The organism is uncultured Shewanella sp. (genome assembly GCF_947501225.1).
Taxonomy (GTDB): Bacteria; Pseudomonadota; Gammaproteobacteria; order Enterobacterales; family Shewanellaceae; genus Shewanella.
This window is the reverse complement of sequence record NZ_CANMUW010000001.1, coordinates 14,945-31,526: the sequence shown is the minus strand read 5'-3', so window position 1 is coordinate 31,526 and position 16,582 is coordinate 14,945. Positions and strand designations below refer to the sequence as shown.

Genomic DNA, 16,582 nt, shown 5'->3' with positions numbered 1-16,582 from the left:
GGAATATCGGTTGCTACAGCCTATTCATCGAATAGCCTGACAAGCTAAAGTCAGTAGCCAGAAACAAAAAGTGGCCCAATTTTTCAATTGAGCCACTTAATCCTCTCGCACTGCCAACAACTATCTATAGCAGGCCTGTGAAGATAACTTATACATTAAACAGGAAATGCATCACATCGCCATCTTTAACTATATATGTCTTACCTTCTACGCGTAACTTACCCGCTTCCTTGGCACCAGCCTCACCCTTATATGTGATGAAGTCATCATAGGCCATCACCTGAGCACGGATGAATCCACGTTCGAAGTCGGTGTGAATAACGCCGGCAGCCTGAGGGGCACTCGCTCCAACCGGAACGGTCCAGGCACGAACCTCTTTCACACCGGCAGTAAAGTAAGTTTGTAGCGTCAGTAGATCGTAACCGGCACGGATCACGCGATCCAGGCCAGGCTCATCGAGACCCAGATCTGCCATAAACTCTTCACGATCTTCGGCGTCCATCTCAGCCAGTTCAGATTCGATTGCTGCACAAACGGCAACAACGACGGCATTCTCTTGCGCTGCGACTTCACGAACTGCATCTAGATGTGGATTATCTTCGAAACCATCTTCAGACACGTTGGCAATATACATGGTTGGCTTGAGTGTCAGGAAGTTCAGGTATGCTACGGCCGCAAGCTCCTCTTTAGAGAGGTCCATTGATCGCAGCATATGCCCTTCGTCCAGCACCGGACGCATCTTCTCCAGTACAGACACCTCGAACTTGGCATCTTTATCGCCGCCTTTAGCTCGCTTTGCCTGACGGGTAATAGCACGCTCACAAGAGTCGAGATCCGCTAAAGCAAGCTCGGTGTTAATCACTTCGATATCGGCAACAGGCGAAACCTGGTTAGCCACGTGAACGATGTTGTCATCTTCGAAACAACGTACTACATGCCCGATAGCGTCGGTTTCACGGATATTGGCCAGGAATTTATTACCCAGACCTTCACCTTTTGATGCACCGGCAACTAAACCGGCGATATCAACAAATTCCATTGTGGTAGGTAAAATACGCTCCGGATTTACGATCTCAGCCAAAGCATCCAGACGTGAATCGGGTACAGGAACCACACCTGTATTAGGCTCAATAGTACAGAACGGGAAGTTTGACGCTTCGATGCCGGCCTTAGTTAATGCATTAAATAACGTTGATTTACCTACGTTTGGCAAGCCCACGATGCCACATTTAAAACCCATATTTTTACCTTTAATATCAATAGTAAACCAGCAGTATCACTGCCGGTAAAGTTCTTATTAAAGCCGCGCTATGCCGCTTCATCAATTTTTAAACTGGTGCACTAACTCATTTTGCCCAACAACCGGCATCGAAAAACAACGCCGGGGAGTTGTGTCTTACAGAAATTAGCCCTTAAACGAATGTAACCTGTGCATCGCTTTCGACATATCTTCATTAAACAGTAACTCAGTAGACCTTACGGCTTCGTCGACAGCCGCTTCTATCTGAGTCTGCTCCGATGCAGGTGCTTTACCTAACACATAATTACTTACCTGATTCTTATCCCCCGGATGACCGATACCGATCCTGAGTCGATAGAAACCTTTATTATTGGCAAGTTTTGCTATGATATCTTTCAGCCCATTATGGCCGCCATGACCACCACCAAGTTTAAACTTGGCCACCCCCGGCTGCATATCGAGCTCATCATGTGCAACCAAAATCTCTTCGGGCTCGATACGGAAAAAGTTTGCCAAAGCACCAACCGACTTACCACTCAGGTTCATAAACGTACTTGGGATCAATAGTCGAACATCTTTCCCATGCAAAGTCACTCTTGCCGTCAACCCATAATATTTGCTGTCAGCGACAAGCGTGGCACCACACACTCTCGCTAACTCCTGTACATACCAGGCTCCCGCATTGTGCCTGGTTTGTGCATATTTATCGCCTGGGTTTGCAAGCCCAACTATCAGTTTAATGTTACTCATTTAGCCTATTCTTTCATTCAGCGAGTGAAGTTGTCATAAAGAAAAACGCGGCATTTTAACACTCAATGCCCGACTCAACAAATAATGAGCAAAATTGTTCTGATTCACGGAGTATAGGTAAAAAAAGAAGGGGAAGGAGCCATCGATAATAGAACCTCTTCGATGGCTGAACTGTCACTTTTGGCAATTAGTGGGGGGGCAACTACAAGCCTAACGCATACTTTAATACATACTTCTTAACCGGGGAGTCAATATCGGCAACTTTTAATGCAGCATTTCGAAGTAACTTTAACGGCAATAGTTCATTGCTGAATCCGGCATAGAAGAGGTCCATCGCAGACATCATCAGTTGGTTATCTTTATAACGACTCTGCTGATACGAGCGCAATGCAGCCTCTTCCCACCAAGGTTCACCTTTACTCATTGCTCGCGAAACAGTAGATATCAATGCATCTACATCTTTAAAACCTATGTTAACTCCCTGGCCTGCGAGTGGGTTGATGGTATGCGCCGCATCCCCCAGGATAACCAGGTTATCGCGATAATAGGATTGTGCATGGCGCCGCGTCAGTTTAAAACTGCCTTTTTGCAACACCTCAAATTCCCTGTCCAGGCGGTCTGGAAAGTGCAACTTTATCTGTTGAGCCAGCGCCGTATTGCTCAGTTGCGTTAACTGCGCGATACGACTCGCATCGTCATACCAAACCAGAGAAGCATGATTCCCCGGCAATGGCAGGAGAGAGCGAGGCCCCTGAGGAGTAAACTGTTGCCAGGTGACATCCTGTTGCGGGCAATCGGTCTTAATATTTATCAACATCGCCGATTGTGCGTAATCCCAGCCGGTCAGGCCTATTCCGGCCCAACTTCTGACCTGTGAGTTGGCTCCATCGGCACCGACCAGTAATCTGCTATCCAGCGTGACACCATTGTCTAAGGTGACTCTGACTCCCTCTTCATGACGAGTAAACAGCTTAACCTTTGCCGGACAGAGAAGTTCAATATTATCGTATGAATCAAACTGCTCCCAAAGCGCCAGTTGTATCAGACGGTTTTCAACAATATGCCCCAGATGAGAGACTCCAACCTGCTGCGCATGAAACCGAGTGATGAAACCATCTAACTCCCAGGTCTCCAACCCAAGGTATGGGGCTCGTCGCATCGAACTCAGACGCTTAAGCGCCCCCAAACGTTCTAATAACTGTTCCGATGCCAGGCTCACCGCCGACACTCTGATATCGACTGGTTGCTCACTACTATATGGAGTCGGCTCAAACGCTTCCACAACCGCAACATTGAGTCCAAGTTGCGCTAACCCCAGAGCAGAGGCGGCCCCAACCATGCCACCGCCAACGATAACAACATCTTTTTTTATAGCTTTTACTTGCGACTGACTTACCACGGTTTCATCCATACAATTTTTCTTAATCTATTATCTGGCCCAAGTGAAGCTGAGAGCCCTTTCTATAAATCCACACGAGAAGCTATCTTGCGCCATTATTGAGCCTGAAATGACAGCAGATAGTAGGCATTAACCGCTCAAAAAGTTTTCCCGGAAGCGATAAGCATTTCGAGACTATTAAAATAAGTATATAAATGTTGCTGTGCGTACTTTGACTCACACCTGCTTACAAACAGTACAATTTTAATACAGCTTCTTCCCCTACACTCAGTCTTCAAATAGAAACCAATGGAATGAGTGAGAATATTATGAAACTAACCCTATCTGCGACCCTGCTGGCAATCAGTCTTGTACCTCAGACTTCATTAGCCGAAACAACCCAAGGCACCACAGTCAATGAGGGCATTGAGGTGATCACTGTAACCTATAGGTCTCCTTTCGATTATGCCCTATATCAATACACTACGGAAATATTGTCCAACTTCAGAAGTCAAATTGAGACGGATATCTACACTCAGGCACGGGCAAGTTCACAGCAGATGGCCAAGTCTCATCTGCAGATGACGGCCTGGGTCACCCCCTATTCGACAGATATTATCGATAGTCAGGAGTCGAATTCAGAATGATTTGGAATAAAAAAGTGCAAAAGCTAGCCACTGGGTTACTCAAGAGGTAAAATGTCGCGCTATTTTTCCCGTGGTTCCAAGAGTGACGCAAACTGATGAGTAAAAAACTCCATATTAAAACCTGGGGCTGTCAAATGAATGAGTATGACTCATCTAAGATGGCTGACCTGATGGACGAGTACGAAGGCTATACCTTAACCGATGAAGCAACCGAGGCAGATGTACTGCTACTGAATACTTGCTCTATCCGTGAAAAAGCCCAGGAAAAGGTGTTCCACCAACTTGGACGCTGGAAAACACTTAAAGATAAGAATCCCGATCTAATCATTGGGGTTGGTGGATGCGTAGCATCCCAAGAGGGAAAAGTGATCAAGGAGCGCGCTCAGTGTGTCGACCTGATCTTTGGCCCACAGACACTGCACCGTCTACCTGAGATGATCGATCAGATTAGAGACGGCGGAAAGGCTGTTATCGATATCAGCTTCCCGGAAATTGAAAAGTTTGACAGACTGCCCGAGCCACGTGCCGACGGTCCGACGGCTTTTGTTTCTATCATGGAAGGTTGCAGTAAATACTGCTCTTTCTGTGTTGTTCCATATACACGAGGCGAAGAGGTCAGCCGCCCTCTCGATGATATTATTCTCGAGATTGCTCAGCTGGCAGAGCAAGGTGTACGTGAAGTAAACCTGCTTGGACAAAACGTTAATGCTTACCGTGGCGCAACCCATGACGATGAGATCTGTACATTTGCAGAGTTGCTCCGTTACGTTGCTGCGATTGACGGCATCGACAGACTCAGGTTTACCACCAGTCATCCAATTGAGTTTACTCAGGATATCATCGATGTCTATGAAGATACCCCAGAGCTGGTCAGCTTCCTTCACCTGCCGGTACAGTCCGGTTCAGATCGCATTCTGACTCAGATGAAACGTGGACACATGGCAATCGAATATAAGTCTATTATCCGACGCCTGAGAAAAGCACGTCCCGACATTCAGATAAGCTCCGACTTTATTATTGGTTTCCCCGGTGAGACCAAGCAGGACTTCGCCGATACAATGAAGCTTATTGAAGATGTTCAGTTCGATCACAGCTTCAGTTTCATCTACAGTGCCCGTCCTGGCACCCCGGCTTCCGATCTCCCCGATGATGTTAGCTTAGATGAAAAGAAAGAGCGCTTAGCTATTCTGCAGGACCGAATCACTCAGCAAGCGATGCGCTACAGTCGCCAAATGCTTGGAACGGTACAGCGCATTTTAGTGGAAGGCCCTTCGGTTAAGAACCCGATGGAGCTGAGAGGCCGCACCGAAACCAGTCGTGTCGTAAACTTCGAAGCCGACCCTAAGCATATCGGCAGCTTCGTCGATGTTGAAATTGTCGATGTGTACACAAACTCGCTACGCGGCGTCTTTGTTCGCGGAGAAGATGAGATGGACCTTCGCCGCTCACTCAGACCATCTGACATTCTTGCCAAACATAAGCAGGATGATGATTTAGGTGTGACTCAATATATCCCCTAACTCCTGAGAGCTTGTTCTAAGGCGGCATCTTAATGCCGCCTTTTTTAGCTTACAACAGTTTACCTATTGATAAATTCCGTTAGCATTTCTTCGTGTTGACTCGTAAACTGTGGATATAGAAAGCAGATGACAATTGCTAATTGGAGTTATTTTGTCTAACAAGTTAACCACGCTGAACCTCTACCTGGAGCCAGCGGACACCCGTCGATTAATCTCCCTGTGTGGGCCATTCGATGACAATATCAAGCAACTTGAACGCCGAATCGGTGTAGAGATCAGCTACCGGGATAATCATTTTCAAATCGTCGGTCAACCCAGAAACTGCCTCATCGTCAATAACCTATTAAAAACGCTTTATGTGGAAACTCAGTCTATAAAAGGCAGTACTCCGGATCTTGAGCCAGATACTGTTCACCTTGCCATTCAGGAAGCCGTAGCACTAGAAGCCGAAGCCCCCAGAGATGACAAAGAGCTTTATATAAAGACTAAGCGCGGCGTCATCAAGCCACGAAATCCGAATCAAAGTGATTATGTCGCCAACATCGTTCGTCACGACATCAGCTTCGGAGTCGGCCCCGCCGGTACGGGTAAGACCTACCTGGCGGTAGCGGCAGCTGTCGACGCCCTGGAACATCAGGAGGTTCGTCGTATTTTGCTGACAAGGCCTGCCGTCGAAGCCGGTGAAAAATTGGGATTCCTTCCCGGTGATCTCAGCCAGAAGGTAGACCCATACCTGCGCCCGCTCTATGACGCCCTGTTTGAGATGTTAGGTTTTGAGAAGGTTGAACGCTTAATTGAGCGCAACATCATCGAAGTTGCCCCTCTGGCCTACATGCGTGGCCGTACACTCAATGATGCCTTTATCATCCTGGATGAAAGCCAAAATACGACCGTCGAGCAGATGAAGATGTTTCTCACCCGTATCGGTTTTAATTCTCGTGCGGTGATCACCGGTGATATCACTCAGATCGATCTGCCTAAAAATCAGAAGTCGGGGCTGCGTCATGCCATAGAGGTATTACGGGAGGTCGACGAGGTCAGCTTTAACTTCTTCCAGGCTCAGGACGTCGTACGACACCCGGTGGTAGCCAGAATCGTCGAAGCCTATGAAGAGCATGACCAACGTATTCAACTGGCTAAGGCTAAGAAAGATAGTCAGTATAAACTTCAAGGAACAGCGGAAAATGAACACTAACCAGACTGAGGTTGCGTTAGATCTCGATCTGCAACTGGCAATAGAGAATAACCAGCTACCGAGTAAAGATAATTTTGAACTTTGGGTGCGCACTGCACTCCCAAAGAGTATGACAGAAGCGGAGTTGACCATAAGAGTTGTCGATGAAGCCGAGAGTCAGGAGCTGAACTCGACATACAGAGGGAAAGATAAGCCGACAAATGTGCTATCTTTTCCTTTCGAGGCACCGCCGGAGGTCGAGATTCCGTTATTAGGCGATTTAATCATCTGTGCCCCCGTTGTCGAACGCGAAGCGATACAGCAAGCTAAACCCCTGCAGGCCCACTGGGCTCACATGGTTGTACATGGTTGTCTGCATCTGCTAGGGTATGATCATATTAATGATGCCGAAGCGGTAGAGATGGAGTCGCTAGAGACTCAACTCATTGAAAGCCTAGGTTTTAACAATCCTTATAAGGAGCAATAATTGACCGTAAAGGTCATGAAAGACTATGAGTGACGATATCCCCCCCAGTACCAGCGCCCAAAAAAAGGGCTGGTTAGAAAAAGTAAGCCAGTTGTTTCAGGGCGAACCTCAAAGCCGTGATGATCTTGTTGATGTAATACACGATGCTGAGCAGCGTGAAGTTATCTCTGAAGATACCCGCGAAATGATCAAGGGTGTATTAGAGGTGACAGATCTCCGCGTTCGGGACATCATGATCCCAAGAGCTCAGATCGTGGCGCTTCAAATTGATAACACTGTATCAGAGCTGCTCTCTACGGTGATTAGCTCGGCACACTCCCGCTTTCCCGTGGTCAATGAAGATAAAGATCATATTGAAGGCATTTTACTGGCCAAAGACCTGCTTCAATATGGGTTTAAAAACAACGAAGAGCCTTTCTCATTAGGACAAGTGATCCGTCCGGCTGTCGTTGTACCGGAAAGCAAACGTGTCGATGTTTTGCTAAAAGAGTTCCGCTGTCAGCGATACCATATGGCGATAGTCGTAGATGAGTATGGCGGAGTTTCCGGCCTGGTTACCATCGAAGATATTCTCGAAGAGATTGTCGGCGAGATCGAAGATGAGTTCGATCACGACTCAGCTGAAGAGACCGAGATCCGTAAGGTAAGCAAACAGGTCTATATGATCAAAGCCTTGACACCAATCGAGGATTTCAACGAAGAGTTTAACACTCAATTCAGTGATGAGGAGTTCGATACTGTTGGTGGCCTGGTCTCCCATGCATTTGGTCATCTTCCTGAGCGTAATGAGAAGGTGAGCATAGATGGTATTGAATTTACTGTGATTAGTGCCGATACGCGCCGATTGCTACAACTCAGAGTTAAGCTCCCCGATCCAAATACCGAAGAGAAGACAGTATAAGTCACACTCTTACACGGTAATGATGTTTTATGATGAGGCTGGAATGCTGAATAAACTTCGGGCATTCGCCCATCATTCAAAAATACGTCTGGTGCTGGCATATCTTGCCGGTGCCAGTACCGCGCTCGCTTTTGCTCCCTACTCCTTATGGCCTATATATCTTATGGCCGTGATATTTGCGCTACATCAAAGTCGTAATCTGTCTGCCAGAGCCGGACTCTTTTACTGGTTAAGTTTTGGTTTCGGCTGCTTCTCTGTCGGTATCAGCTGGGTCCATGTGAGTATGGACAAATTTGGCGGATTACCCCTCATTGCATCGATTGGTTTGATGGCGCTTCTAGCCCTCTACCTTGCGCTCTATCCGGCTATTACCGGCTACCTGATGCAAAAAATTGCACCAGATGCACCGCTGCTGAGAAACCTGGTTGTTTTTCCTGCCTTATGGACGCTAACCGAGTGGGTAAGAGGCTGGATGTTAACCGGTTTCCCCTGGTTATGGGCCGGCTACTCACAAACCGAAGGACCGGTTAAGGCGCTCGCCGGTGTCGTCGGCGCATTGGGGTTGAGCTATCTTAGCATGCTTGTGGCGGGAGCATTGGCTCTGTGTATGCAGAAACGATTCAAACCTGCAGCCATCATTATTCCCCTGCTAATCATTGCCACTTATCTCGCTCCGCTTACTTCATCAGTCGAACCCAAAGGAGAATCGGTAAGAGTCGTGCTGGTGCAGGGAAACATCCCCCAGAGTATGAAATGGGAGCCCGATGCGCTCTGGCCGACGATGAGTAAATACATGGATCTGACCAGGCCTGAACTCGATGCTGATATTATCATCTGGCCTGAAGCGGCAATTCCGGCACCGGAATATATGGTTTCACAGTTCCTCGATAATGCCAATAAGGTCGCGAATCTAAACCATAGCGCAATAATTACCGGCATCATCAGCCACCAGCAGGATAGTTTTTATAACTCTTTAATTGTTCTGGGGAACCACAAGGAAAAAATCCAACCTCAAGCTGATTACCAGGGCGATGGCACCAACGAGTTTAAGAAACACCACCTGCTTCCAATCGGGGAGTTTGTGCCATTCGAGACGCTGCTCAGGCCGATAGCCCCGCTTTTCAACCTACCTATGTCCTCTTTCGCCCGTGGAGAGTACCGGCAACCTAACCTCGATGCCCTGGGACACCAGATAGCGCCCGCCATCTGTTACGAAATTGCATTTCCCGAGCAACTCAGGGCAAATGTGGATGAGGGCACCGAGCTGTTACTGACCGTATCTAACGATGCCTGGTTTGGCAGCTCAAACGGTCCCTTACAACATATGGAGATCGCACAGATGCGATCGATAGAACTTGGCAGGCCCTTAGTCCGCGCAACCAACAATGGCTTAACAGCGGTTGTAGACGAAATGGGGAACATCACTCATAAACTACCTCAGTTTGAGTCGGGCGTGCTTGTGGCGGATATTCCGCTGGTAAAAGGTCAAACCCTGTTTGCTCTTTGGGGCCAGTGGCCGGTACTGATATTATCAGCCCTGTTGTTGCTGCTTGGACTCGGTCGGAGCAGGTTTAAAACACCATAACTTCCCGCATCCGGGAGTAGTTGAGTCACCTAAGGACGAACAAGCTTCACTCATAATGTGACTGGTTAACATAACCGGTCACATTTGTGAGTAAAATGATCAAGTTTTGAGTCTCATCACTTTTCTGCTTAGACCATCTGATATTCTAGATCTGTGTCCCGGATATTTTCTGCGGTTCCAAGGACGATACCCACGACGATGTTGAAGGCACGTCTGGATTTATGCGTGTTTCAGATTGAAGTGGCACCTGATTAAGGACTCAATTTGTACGATATTTTACCCGTATTAGGAAGTGGCCTCGTTATCTCCGGTGCTCTGTTGCTGGCAATTGCGATTGCACCGGTATGGAAGATATTTCGGCAGTTGCCTGCCGGAGGGCTGAGATACAGTTGGGGCTTTCTCATACTGCTGATCCTGATCTTTATCGCAGGCTATATCGTATACGCAAAATTCAGTTCGGTTCAATTTACTCAACCACTGGATCTGGTTGTGCCAATCATCTTCTTCGGTGGGGCAATTTTTGTCTTTGTTGTCTGCAGCCTTTCCCTCAGAACCACCAGGGATATCATGCAGAACTACGCCCTCAAACAGGAAAACATCACCGATTCATTGATGGAGATCTTTAACCGCCGCTATCTGGATCGTCGGCTCAATGATGAGACAGAGAGAGCGATCAATTACTCTCACCCTCTCTCCATCTTCCTGATAGATATCGATCACTTTAAACAGATAAATGACAGTTATGGGCATCAGATTGGTGATCAGGTACTAAAATATATTGCGCAACTACTCAAACGTTCCATCAGAGAATCCGATGTACTCGCCCGTTATGGAGGTGAAGAGTTTGTCGTGATCCTGCCCCGCACTCAGGTATCAACCTCCTATCAACTGGCCGAACGGCTCAGACACCTTGTAGCAGACTATGTGTTGACGCTCCCCAAAGAGGCGGACAAAGACTCTCTCTCTTTAGCCGTGACAGTAAGTGTGGGCGTTGCCGGCCTGACTCCCGATTGTAAAAACAGTCACTGTTTGATTGAAAAAGCGGACAAAGCCCTCTATCAGGCCAAGCAGAGTGGCCGTAACCGGGTCGTAATGAGTGAGCTAAACAATATTGACAGAAATTTGATTGAAGCACATAAACCGGAATAGAGGAGAGTGACCTCTCAAAGAGTTCGCCGCACTAGGATTCATCTAGCCTTGGATTAGTTCAGATATGTGAATCATAATAAAATGCCGGCACAGTTCACGGGTGCCGGCATCAAACTAATCAGTATGATCAAACAATAAACTGATTCAACAGCGCCTCTTGTTGTTTAACATGCTCCAACTGCTCACTCATCGCCTGGTTTGTCTGCTCGGCATTGTCAGCAACCTGCATAGACAGATCCCTGATGTTGGAGGTGTTCTTATTCATCTCCTCGGCCACCTGACTCTGCTCCTCTGCGGCGCTGGCGATCTGTAGGTTCATATCGGTTATCTCTTCGATACTCTTACGGATCTCGTTAAGTGTCTCATTCGCTAATTGGGCCTTATCGACCGTGGTAACCGTTGTCGTACGACTTTCATCCATGACATTCACAACTGCTGCCACACCGGACTGCAACTTCTCGATCTTTTCTTTAATCTCTGAGGTCGACTCTTGTGTTCGTGCAGCCAAACTTCGAACCTCATCGGCTACAACGGCAAAGCCTCTTCCTGACTCACCGGCCCTTGCTGCCTCGATTGCGGCATTGAGTGCCAGTAGATTCGTCTGTCCGGCAATCTCGTTAATCACTCCAAGTATCGACTCGATGCTCACGGTATCTGTTTCAAGCTCTTTGACGACTACCACGGCCTCATCGATCTGCTTGGACAGATGTTCGATAGACTCAGTTGTCTGCAGGACTGCCGACGCTCCGTCACTCACGGCATTGTCGGCTTGTTGAACCGCATAGGCGGCACCTTGAGCATTATTAGCCACATCGGAAGCCGTTGTCGCCATCTCATGCATCGCGGTAGCCAGTTGCTCCACCTCTTGAGTCTGGGCACTCATCGAGTCAGTCGCTTCACTCGCTCCTCGTGCCGTATTCTCGGTGCCTAAGCTAACCTCTCCACCAATCTGCTTAACCTGCTGGATAAGCTCCTGAAGCTTAATGGCAAAGTTATTGAAATTGCCTGCGAGAGTGGCAAATTCCACATCGGAGTCGGTACTCAAGCGACGGGTAAGATCGCCTTCGCCCGTTGCCACATCGGCCATAGCCTCATTCAGAACCTCGAGAGGCCTCATCAAGCGACTGATGATTCCGCTCATAACCAATATTGCTATAATGATTGACAACACAGAGTAGAGTATCGCGGCATTACGTAGTTCATCGGCGGCGGCATAGATGATGCTTTCATCCAGAACTATACCCAGTGTCCATCCCAGACCCGTTAAGGGACTGAAGATCACAGCGTGCATCTGGCCATCGATCTCTAGCTCGCCAAACTCCTTACCTGTATCCAGCCTCTCGCCAAAAAACTGATCCATTGAACGGCCATTTTGAGAGGCATCCGGATGAGCAATAAACTCCCCCTCCCCCCCAACTATAAACGCATAGCCGGCACCGAAAAGGTGCGCCTCGTTACTGATCTCGGCCAGAGCTTTAAGACTGACATCGGTAAACAGGGCTCCCCTGAACTGGCCATTCTCATAAAGGGGAGCGGCTGTTGAGATCATAATTTCGCCACTGGAGGCATCGGCATATGGCGGCGTAAATAACAGCTTATTTTGCCTCTTAGCCTCCTGATACCACATGCGTTTACGAGGATCATATGTAGAGCCCGGGTTCCAGTTAGGATCGTTACCCACAAAATGCCCACTTTCCAGGCCCATACCGGCAAGAAGAAAATGCTTCTTTATGACCTCTTGCCCCAGCACCTCAATAAAATGTTCATCCGATAACTCTGTCTGCAATAGTGAAACCGCATACGCTGTAAGGTCAGCCTTTTGCGCCATGACAGCCTGAATGTTACTGTTCATGGAGCTGGCCAGCTCAGAGACACTACTGTTTACCTGATCATTAATCTGCTGCTTAATTTGAATATACTGGTATCCAGACAAACAGCCTAAGGACAACATCAAGATTAAACTCACAGCAATCACAATCTTATGTACAAACTTCATTCTAACTCCCCCAAGCGATGCGAATGGCTTTGCAAGTGACAATGCGCCGCCTTTAACCAAAAAGTAACAGAGTTACACGGAATAACTAAAATAAAGACCACAAACTACAGTACAAATATAGTAAAGATTAATCACATTATGGTTATTCATATCAAATGAATTCAACAAAATAGGTAAAAAGGAGTAAAAATGCGTATTGCCGGTGTCGATTGCCGGATAAAAACGATGAAAATTTAGGCTGACGGGAAGGTTTCTGGCAGATAGACGGCGAACTAAGTTCAGGTTATATCAACATCCCAGCGAGGGGGGCTGATATTCATAGGCCGTAGCTTCTCAGTAAGCATGCACTAATAACACATGCTTACCAGGTTCAGATTGGTAGCGAGGCAGCGCCGTTTATGGGGCTAAAGCCTCACGAGTGAACTCACTCTCATCGCATTGTGGGCAATCGGGTATCACACCGGGGAACTCGATTCTCATCTCATGTCCACAGTGGGTACAGATCAGGGTTCCCTGCCCTACAATTTCACCACTCATGTAATGACCCTGGTGCTTAAAATCCTGAATGACCTCATGCCACTCGATCTGACTTCTATCCGTTATTCCACTCAACCAGTGCCAAAGCGTATTCTCTACGGTGATCATGGTGGGGCTGTGACTCAGATCGGAATCGTTTTTCTCTTGAAGATAAGCAGCTATATCACGTTTTAAAAATTGTTCGACTAAAGCCAGTTCATTCTCTTTTGCCCGATCTTTAAGAGCAAGGTACTCCTTACTGCTAGTCACTATGTTGAATAACTTCTTAACAGTCATAGTATTATCGTCAGAATAATCAGATTTGACTTGCGTAATTAAGGCTTCGTATAGCGCTAGCAACTCAGTACTTTTTTTACTCATACTCAATACTCCTTCATCTGAACCTTTTTAATGACTCACTTCTAGTTTATTCTATGCAGATCTAACTCGCGCGGAAAGTGCGCAAGATCAAATAAATGGGCGGCATGGCCGGGAAATATTGATGCAAGAGCAATATCAACCTTCAGAAATTGAAGCTAAAGTGCAGCAGCACTGGCAAGACAAAAAAACATTTGAAGTCACCGAAGATGAAAACAAAGAGAAGTTCTACTGCCTCTCTATGTTCCCTTACCCTTCTGGCCGGCTACACATGGGTCATGTTCGTAACTACACCATAGGCGACGTTGTCGCTCGTTACCAGCGACTGCAGGGAAAAAATGTATTACAACCTATTGGTTGGGACTCATTCGGTCTTCCTGCTGAAAATGCGGCGATTAAGAACAGCACTGCACCTGCGCCATGGACTTACGAAAACATCGATTACATGAAAAACCAGCTGAAAATGCTGGGTTTCGGTTATGACTGGAGCCGTGAGATCGCGACCTGTACTCCTGAGTACTACCGTTGGGAACAGTGGTTTTTCACTAAGCTGTATGAAAAAGGCCTGGTCTATAAGAAGACCTCTTCGGTCAACTGGTGTCCGAACGATGAAACCGTACTCGCCAATGAGCAGGTTATCGATGGTTGCTGCTGGCGTTGTGACACTACGGTAGAGCAAAAAGAGATACCACAATGGTTTATCAAGATCACTGAGTATGCTGATGAGCTACTGAAAGATATCGATCAGTTAGACGAATGGCCTGAGCAAGTTAAGACCATGCAACGCAACTGGATTGGACGCAGCGAAGGTATCGAGATGACGTTCGGTGTCGAGGGTAGCGAAGAGACATTCGATATCTACACCACGCGTCCGGACACTGTGATGGGGGTGACTTATGTCGCCATCGCAGCGGGTCACCCGCTTGCAGAAAAAGCGGCAGCGAATAACCCAGAGCTTGCAGCCTTCATCGAAGAGTGCAAAAACGCCGATACTACCGAAGCAGCCATGGCAGCGATGGAAAAGAAAGGTGTTGCAACAGGCCTCTATGCCACTCACCCGATAAGCGGTAAGCAAGTTCCAATCTGGGCGGCCAACTTCGTATTGATGAACTATGGTACTGGCGCGGTCATGTCGGTACCGGCTCACGATCAACGTGATTATGAGTTTGCGACTAAGTATGGATTAGCTATCGAAGGTGTTATTAAGCCAAGCGACAGCGACTTAGATATCAGCGAAGAAGCCTACACAGAGAAAGGCATTCTGTTTAACTCGGGTGACTCATTCCCTGAACTCGATGGTCTCGATTTCCAGGCGGCTTTCGATGCGATCGACGCAAAATTATCGGCAGAGGGCAAAGGCAAGCGTCAGGTGAACTTCCGTTTACGCGACTGGGGTGTCTCACGCCAGCGCTATTGGGGGGCACCCATCCCTATGGTTACGCTTGCAGACGGCACTGTCATTCCTACGCCGGAAGAGCAACTGCCTGTCATTCTGCCTGAAGATGTGGTTATGGACGGGATCCAAAGCCCGATTAAGGCCGATAAAGAGTGGGCTAAGACTCAGGTTAACGGTCAGGAAGCCTTCAGAGAGACTGATACCTTCGACACCTTCATGGAGTCATCCTGGTATTATGCGCGCTACTGCAGCCCAGATGCTGACCAGATGCTAGATCCAGCCAAGGCTAATTACTGGCTTCCGGTCGATCAATATATCGGCGGTATCGAGCACGCATGTATGCACCTGCTCTACTTCCGTTTCTTCCATAAGTTACTACGTGATATCGGCCTGGTTAACTCAGATGAGCCGGCTAAACGTCTGCTGACTCAGGGTATGGTATTGGCCGACGCTTTCTACTATAACAATGAGAAGGGCGCACGAGTTTGGGTTGCTCCATCAGATGTAACCGTACAGGAGACAGATGAGAAAGGCCGTATTCTGAAAGCCGTTGACAGTGAAGGTCACGAGCTTGTGTATACCGGTATGAGCAAGATGTCTAAGTCTAAAAACAACGGCATCGACCCTCAAGAGATGGTAGACAAATACGGCGCCGATACTGTGCGCCTGTTTATGATGTTTGCAGCGCCACCAGAGCTAACGCTTGAATGGCAAGAGTCGAGTGTAGAAGGGGCGCACCGCTTCATTAAGCGTCTATGGAAACTTGCTCACGATCATGTGGCTAAAGGCACAACTGTTGCGTTGGATGTTAAGTCTCTCGATGGTAAGCAGAAAGAGTTACGTCGTGAACTACACAAGACCATAGTTAAGGTCGGTGATGATATTGAGCGTCGTCAGATGTTTAATACCGCGATAGCCTCTGTGATGGAACTGATGAACCGTCTTCAGAAGGCGCCAACAGAAACCGAGCAGGATCGCGCTCTGATGCAGGAAGCACTATCTGCAGTTGTTCGTCTGCTATACCCTATCATTCCACACACCAGCTTCTGTCTGTGGAACGAACTGGGTAACCCACAGAGCATCGAAGATGTACAATGGCCAAAAGCGGATGAGTCTGCACTTGTTGAAGAGAGCAAGCTGATCATCGTTCAAGTCAACGGTAAGCTTCGTGCTAAGATCACTGTGCCGGCCGATGCGACTAAAGAAGTTGTTGAGGAGCAAGGTTTGGCAGAGGAAGGTGTTATCAAGCACACCGAAGGTAAAACCGTTCGCAAAGTTATCTACGTACCGGGCAAGTTGCTCAATATCGTTGCTAACTGATGACGTCGCCTGAAAGAGGCAATGCTTAACATATGCGGCCAACCGTTAGCGGCATATGTTTCGCATTAATAACGACACAGAGCGCCTTGCTCTGTGTCGTGACTAACTTGTGATGTCACCTAAAGGAAGAAAAGTTTAACTAATG

13 protein-coding genes are annotated in these 16,582 nt (G+C 47.7%); 8 read left to right on the top strand and 5 right to left on the bottom strand.

Features of this window, described 5'->3' with window-relative positions:
- Positions 1-148 precede the first annotated feature (148 nt).
- From ychF to Q1B47_RS00145, 3 genes are all read right to left on the bottom strand, one after another.
- Positions 149-1,240, bottom strand: a complete 1,092-nt coding sequence (ychF, locus tag Q1B47_RS00155) for a redox-regulated ATPase YchF (RefSeq protein ID WP_299786765.1) — start codon at positions 1,238-1,240, stop codon at positions 149-151.
- A 165-nt stretch (positions 1,241-1,405) separates the two neighbouring features.
- Positions 1,406-1,990, bottom strand: a complete 585-nt coding sequence (gene pth / locus Q1B47_RS00150) for an aminoacyl-tRNA hydrolase (RefSeq protein WP_299786762.1) — start codon at positions 1,988-1,990, stop codon at positions 1,406-1,408.
- 202 nt (positions 1,991-2,192) lie between these two features.
- The gene (locus Q1B47_RS00145) at positions 2,193-3,401 is read right to left on the bottom strand and encodes an FAD-dependent oxidoreductase (RefSeq protein WP_299786759.1); all 1,209 of its coding nucleotides are present in this window, start codon (positions 3,399-3,401) and stop codon (positions 2,193-2,195) included.
- Positions 3,402-3,697: 296 nt separating this feature from the next.
- Between Q1B47_RS00145 and Q1B47_RS00140 the strand changes: the two genes are divergently transcribed.
- The 7 genes from Q1B47_RS00140 to Q1B47_RS00110 all read left to right on the top strand — a co-directional run bounded on the left by Q1B47_RS00140 (position 3,698) and on the right by Q1B47_RS00110 (position 10,831).
- Positions 3,698-4,015 (top strand): hypothetical protein, encoded by a 318-nt coding sequence (locus Q1B47_RS00140; protein WP_299786757.1) that lies wholly within the window; start codon positions 3,698-3,700, stop codon positions 4,013-4,015.
- Positions 4,016-4,110: 95 nt separating this feature from the next.
- Positions 4,111-5,535, top strand: a complete 1,425-nt coding sequence (gene miaB / locus Q1B47_RS00135; protein ID WP_299786755.1) for a tRNA (N6-isopentenyl adenosine(37)-C2)-methylthiotransferase MiaB — start codon at positions 4,111-4,113, stop codon at positions 5,533-5,535.
- A gap of 151 nt (positions 5,536-5,686) precedes the next feature.
- Positions 5,687-6,730 (top strand): PhoH family protein, encoded by a 1,044-nt coding sequence (locus Q1B47_RS00130; RefSeq protein WP_299786753.1) that lies wholly within the window; start codon positions 5,687-5,689, stop codon positions 6,728-6,730.
- Positions 6,720-7,196: an rRNA maturation RNase YbeY gene (gene ybeY / locus Q1B47_RS00125; protein ID WP_299786751.1), complete on the top strand. Its 477-nt coding sequence runs from the start codon at positions 6,720-6,722 to the stop codon at positions 7,194-7,196. The genes Q1B47_RS00130 and ybeY overlap by 11 nt, the downstream gene beginning before the upstream one ends.
- Before the next feature lie 25 nt (positions 7,197-7,221).
- Positions 7,222-8,097 carry a CNNM family magnesium/cobalt transport protein CorC gene (gene corC / locus Q1B47_RS00120; protein ID WP_299786749.1) on the top strand — a complete coding sequence of 292 codons (876 nt, stop codon included), beginning with the start codon at positions 7,222-7,224 and terminating at the stop codon, positions 8,095-8,097.
- 43 nt (positions 8,098-8,140) lie between these two features.
- Positions 8,141-9,682 carry an apolipoprotein N-acyltransferase gene (gene lnt / locus Q1B47_RS00115; protein WP_299786747.1) on the top strand — a complete coding sequence of 514 codons (1,542 nt, stop codon included), beginning with the start codon at positions 8,141-8,143 and terminating at the stop codon, positions 9,680-9,682.
- Between the two features lie 264 nt (positions 9,683-9,946).
- Complete coding sequence (locus tag Q1B47_RS00110) at positions 9,947-10,831, top strand: GGDEF domain-containing protein (RefSeq protein WP_299786746.1); 885 nt, start codon at positions 9,947-9,949, stop codon at positions 10,829-10,831.
- A 127-nt stretch (positions 10,832-10,958) separates the two neighbouring features.
- Here the strand turns inward: Q1B47_RS00110 and Q1B47_RS00105 are convergent, their stop codons facing one another.
- Both Q1B47_RS00105 and Q1B47_RS00100 read right to left on the bottom strand, forming a co-directional pair.
- Complete coding sequence (locus tag Q1B47_RS00105) at positions 10,959-12,827, bottom strand: methyl-accepting chemotaxis protein (RefSeq protein ID WP_299786744.1); 1,869 nt, start codon at positions 12,825-12,827, stop codon at positions 10,959-10,961.
- Between the two features lie 396 nt (positions 12,828-13,223).
- Positions 13,224-13,724 (bottom strand): zinc ribbon-containing protein, encoded by a 501-nt coding sequence (locus Q1B47_RS00100; RefSeq protein WP_299786742.1) that lies wholly within the window; start codon positions 13,722-13,724, stop codon positions 13,224-13,226.
- A 121-nt stretch (positions 13,725-13,845) separates the two neighbouring features.
- Here Q1B47_RS00100 and leuS point away from each other — a divergent pair, with 121 nt between their 5' ends.
- Positions 13,846-16,437 carry a leucine--tRNA ligase gene (gene leuS / locus Q1B47_RS00095; RefSeq protein ID WP_299786740.1) on the top strand — a complete coding sequence of 864 codons (2,592 nt, stop codon included), beginning with the start codon at positions 13,846-13,848 and terminating at the stop codon, positions 16,435-16,437.
- Positions 16,438-16,582: the final 145 nt, after the last annotated feature.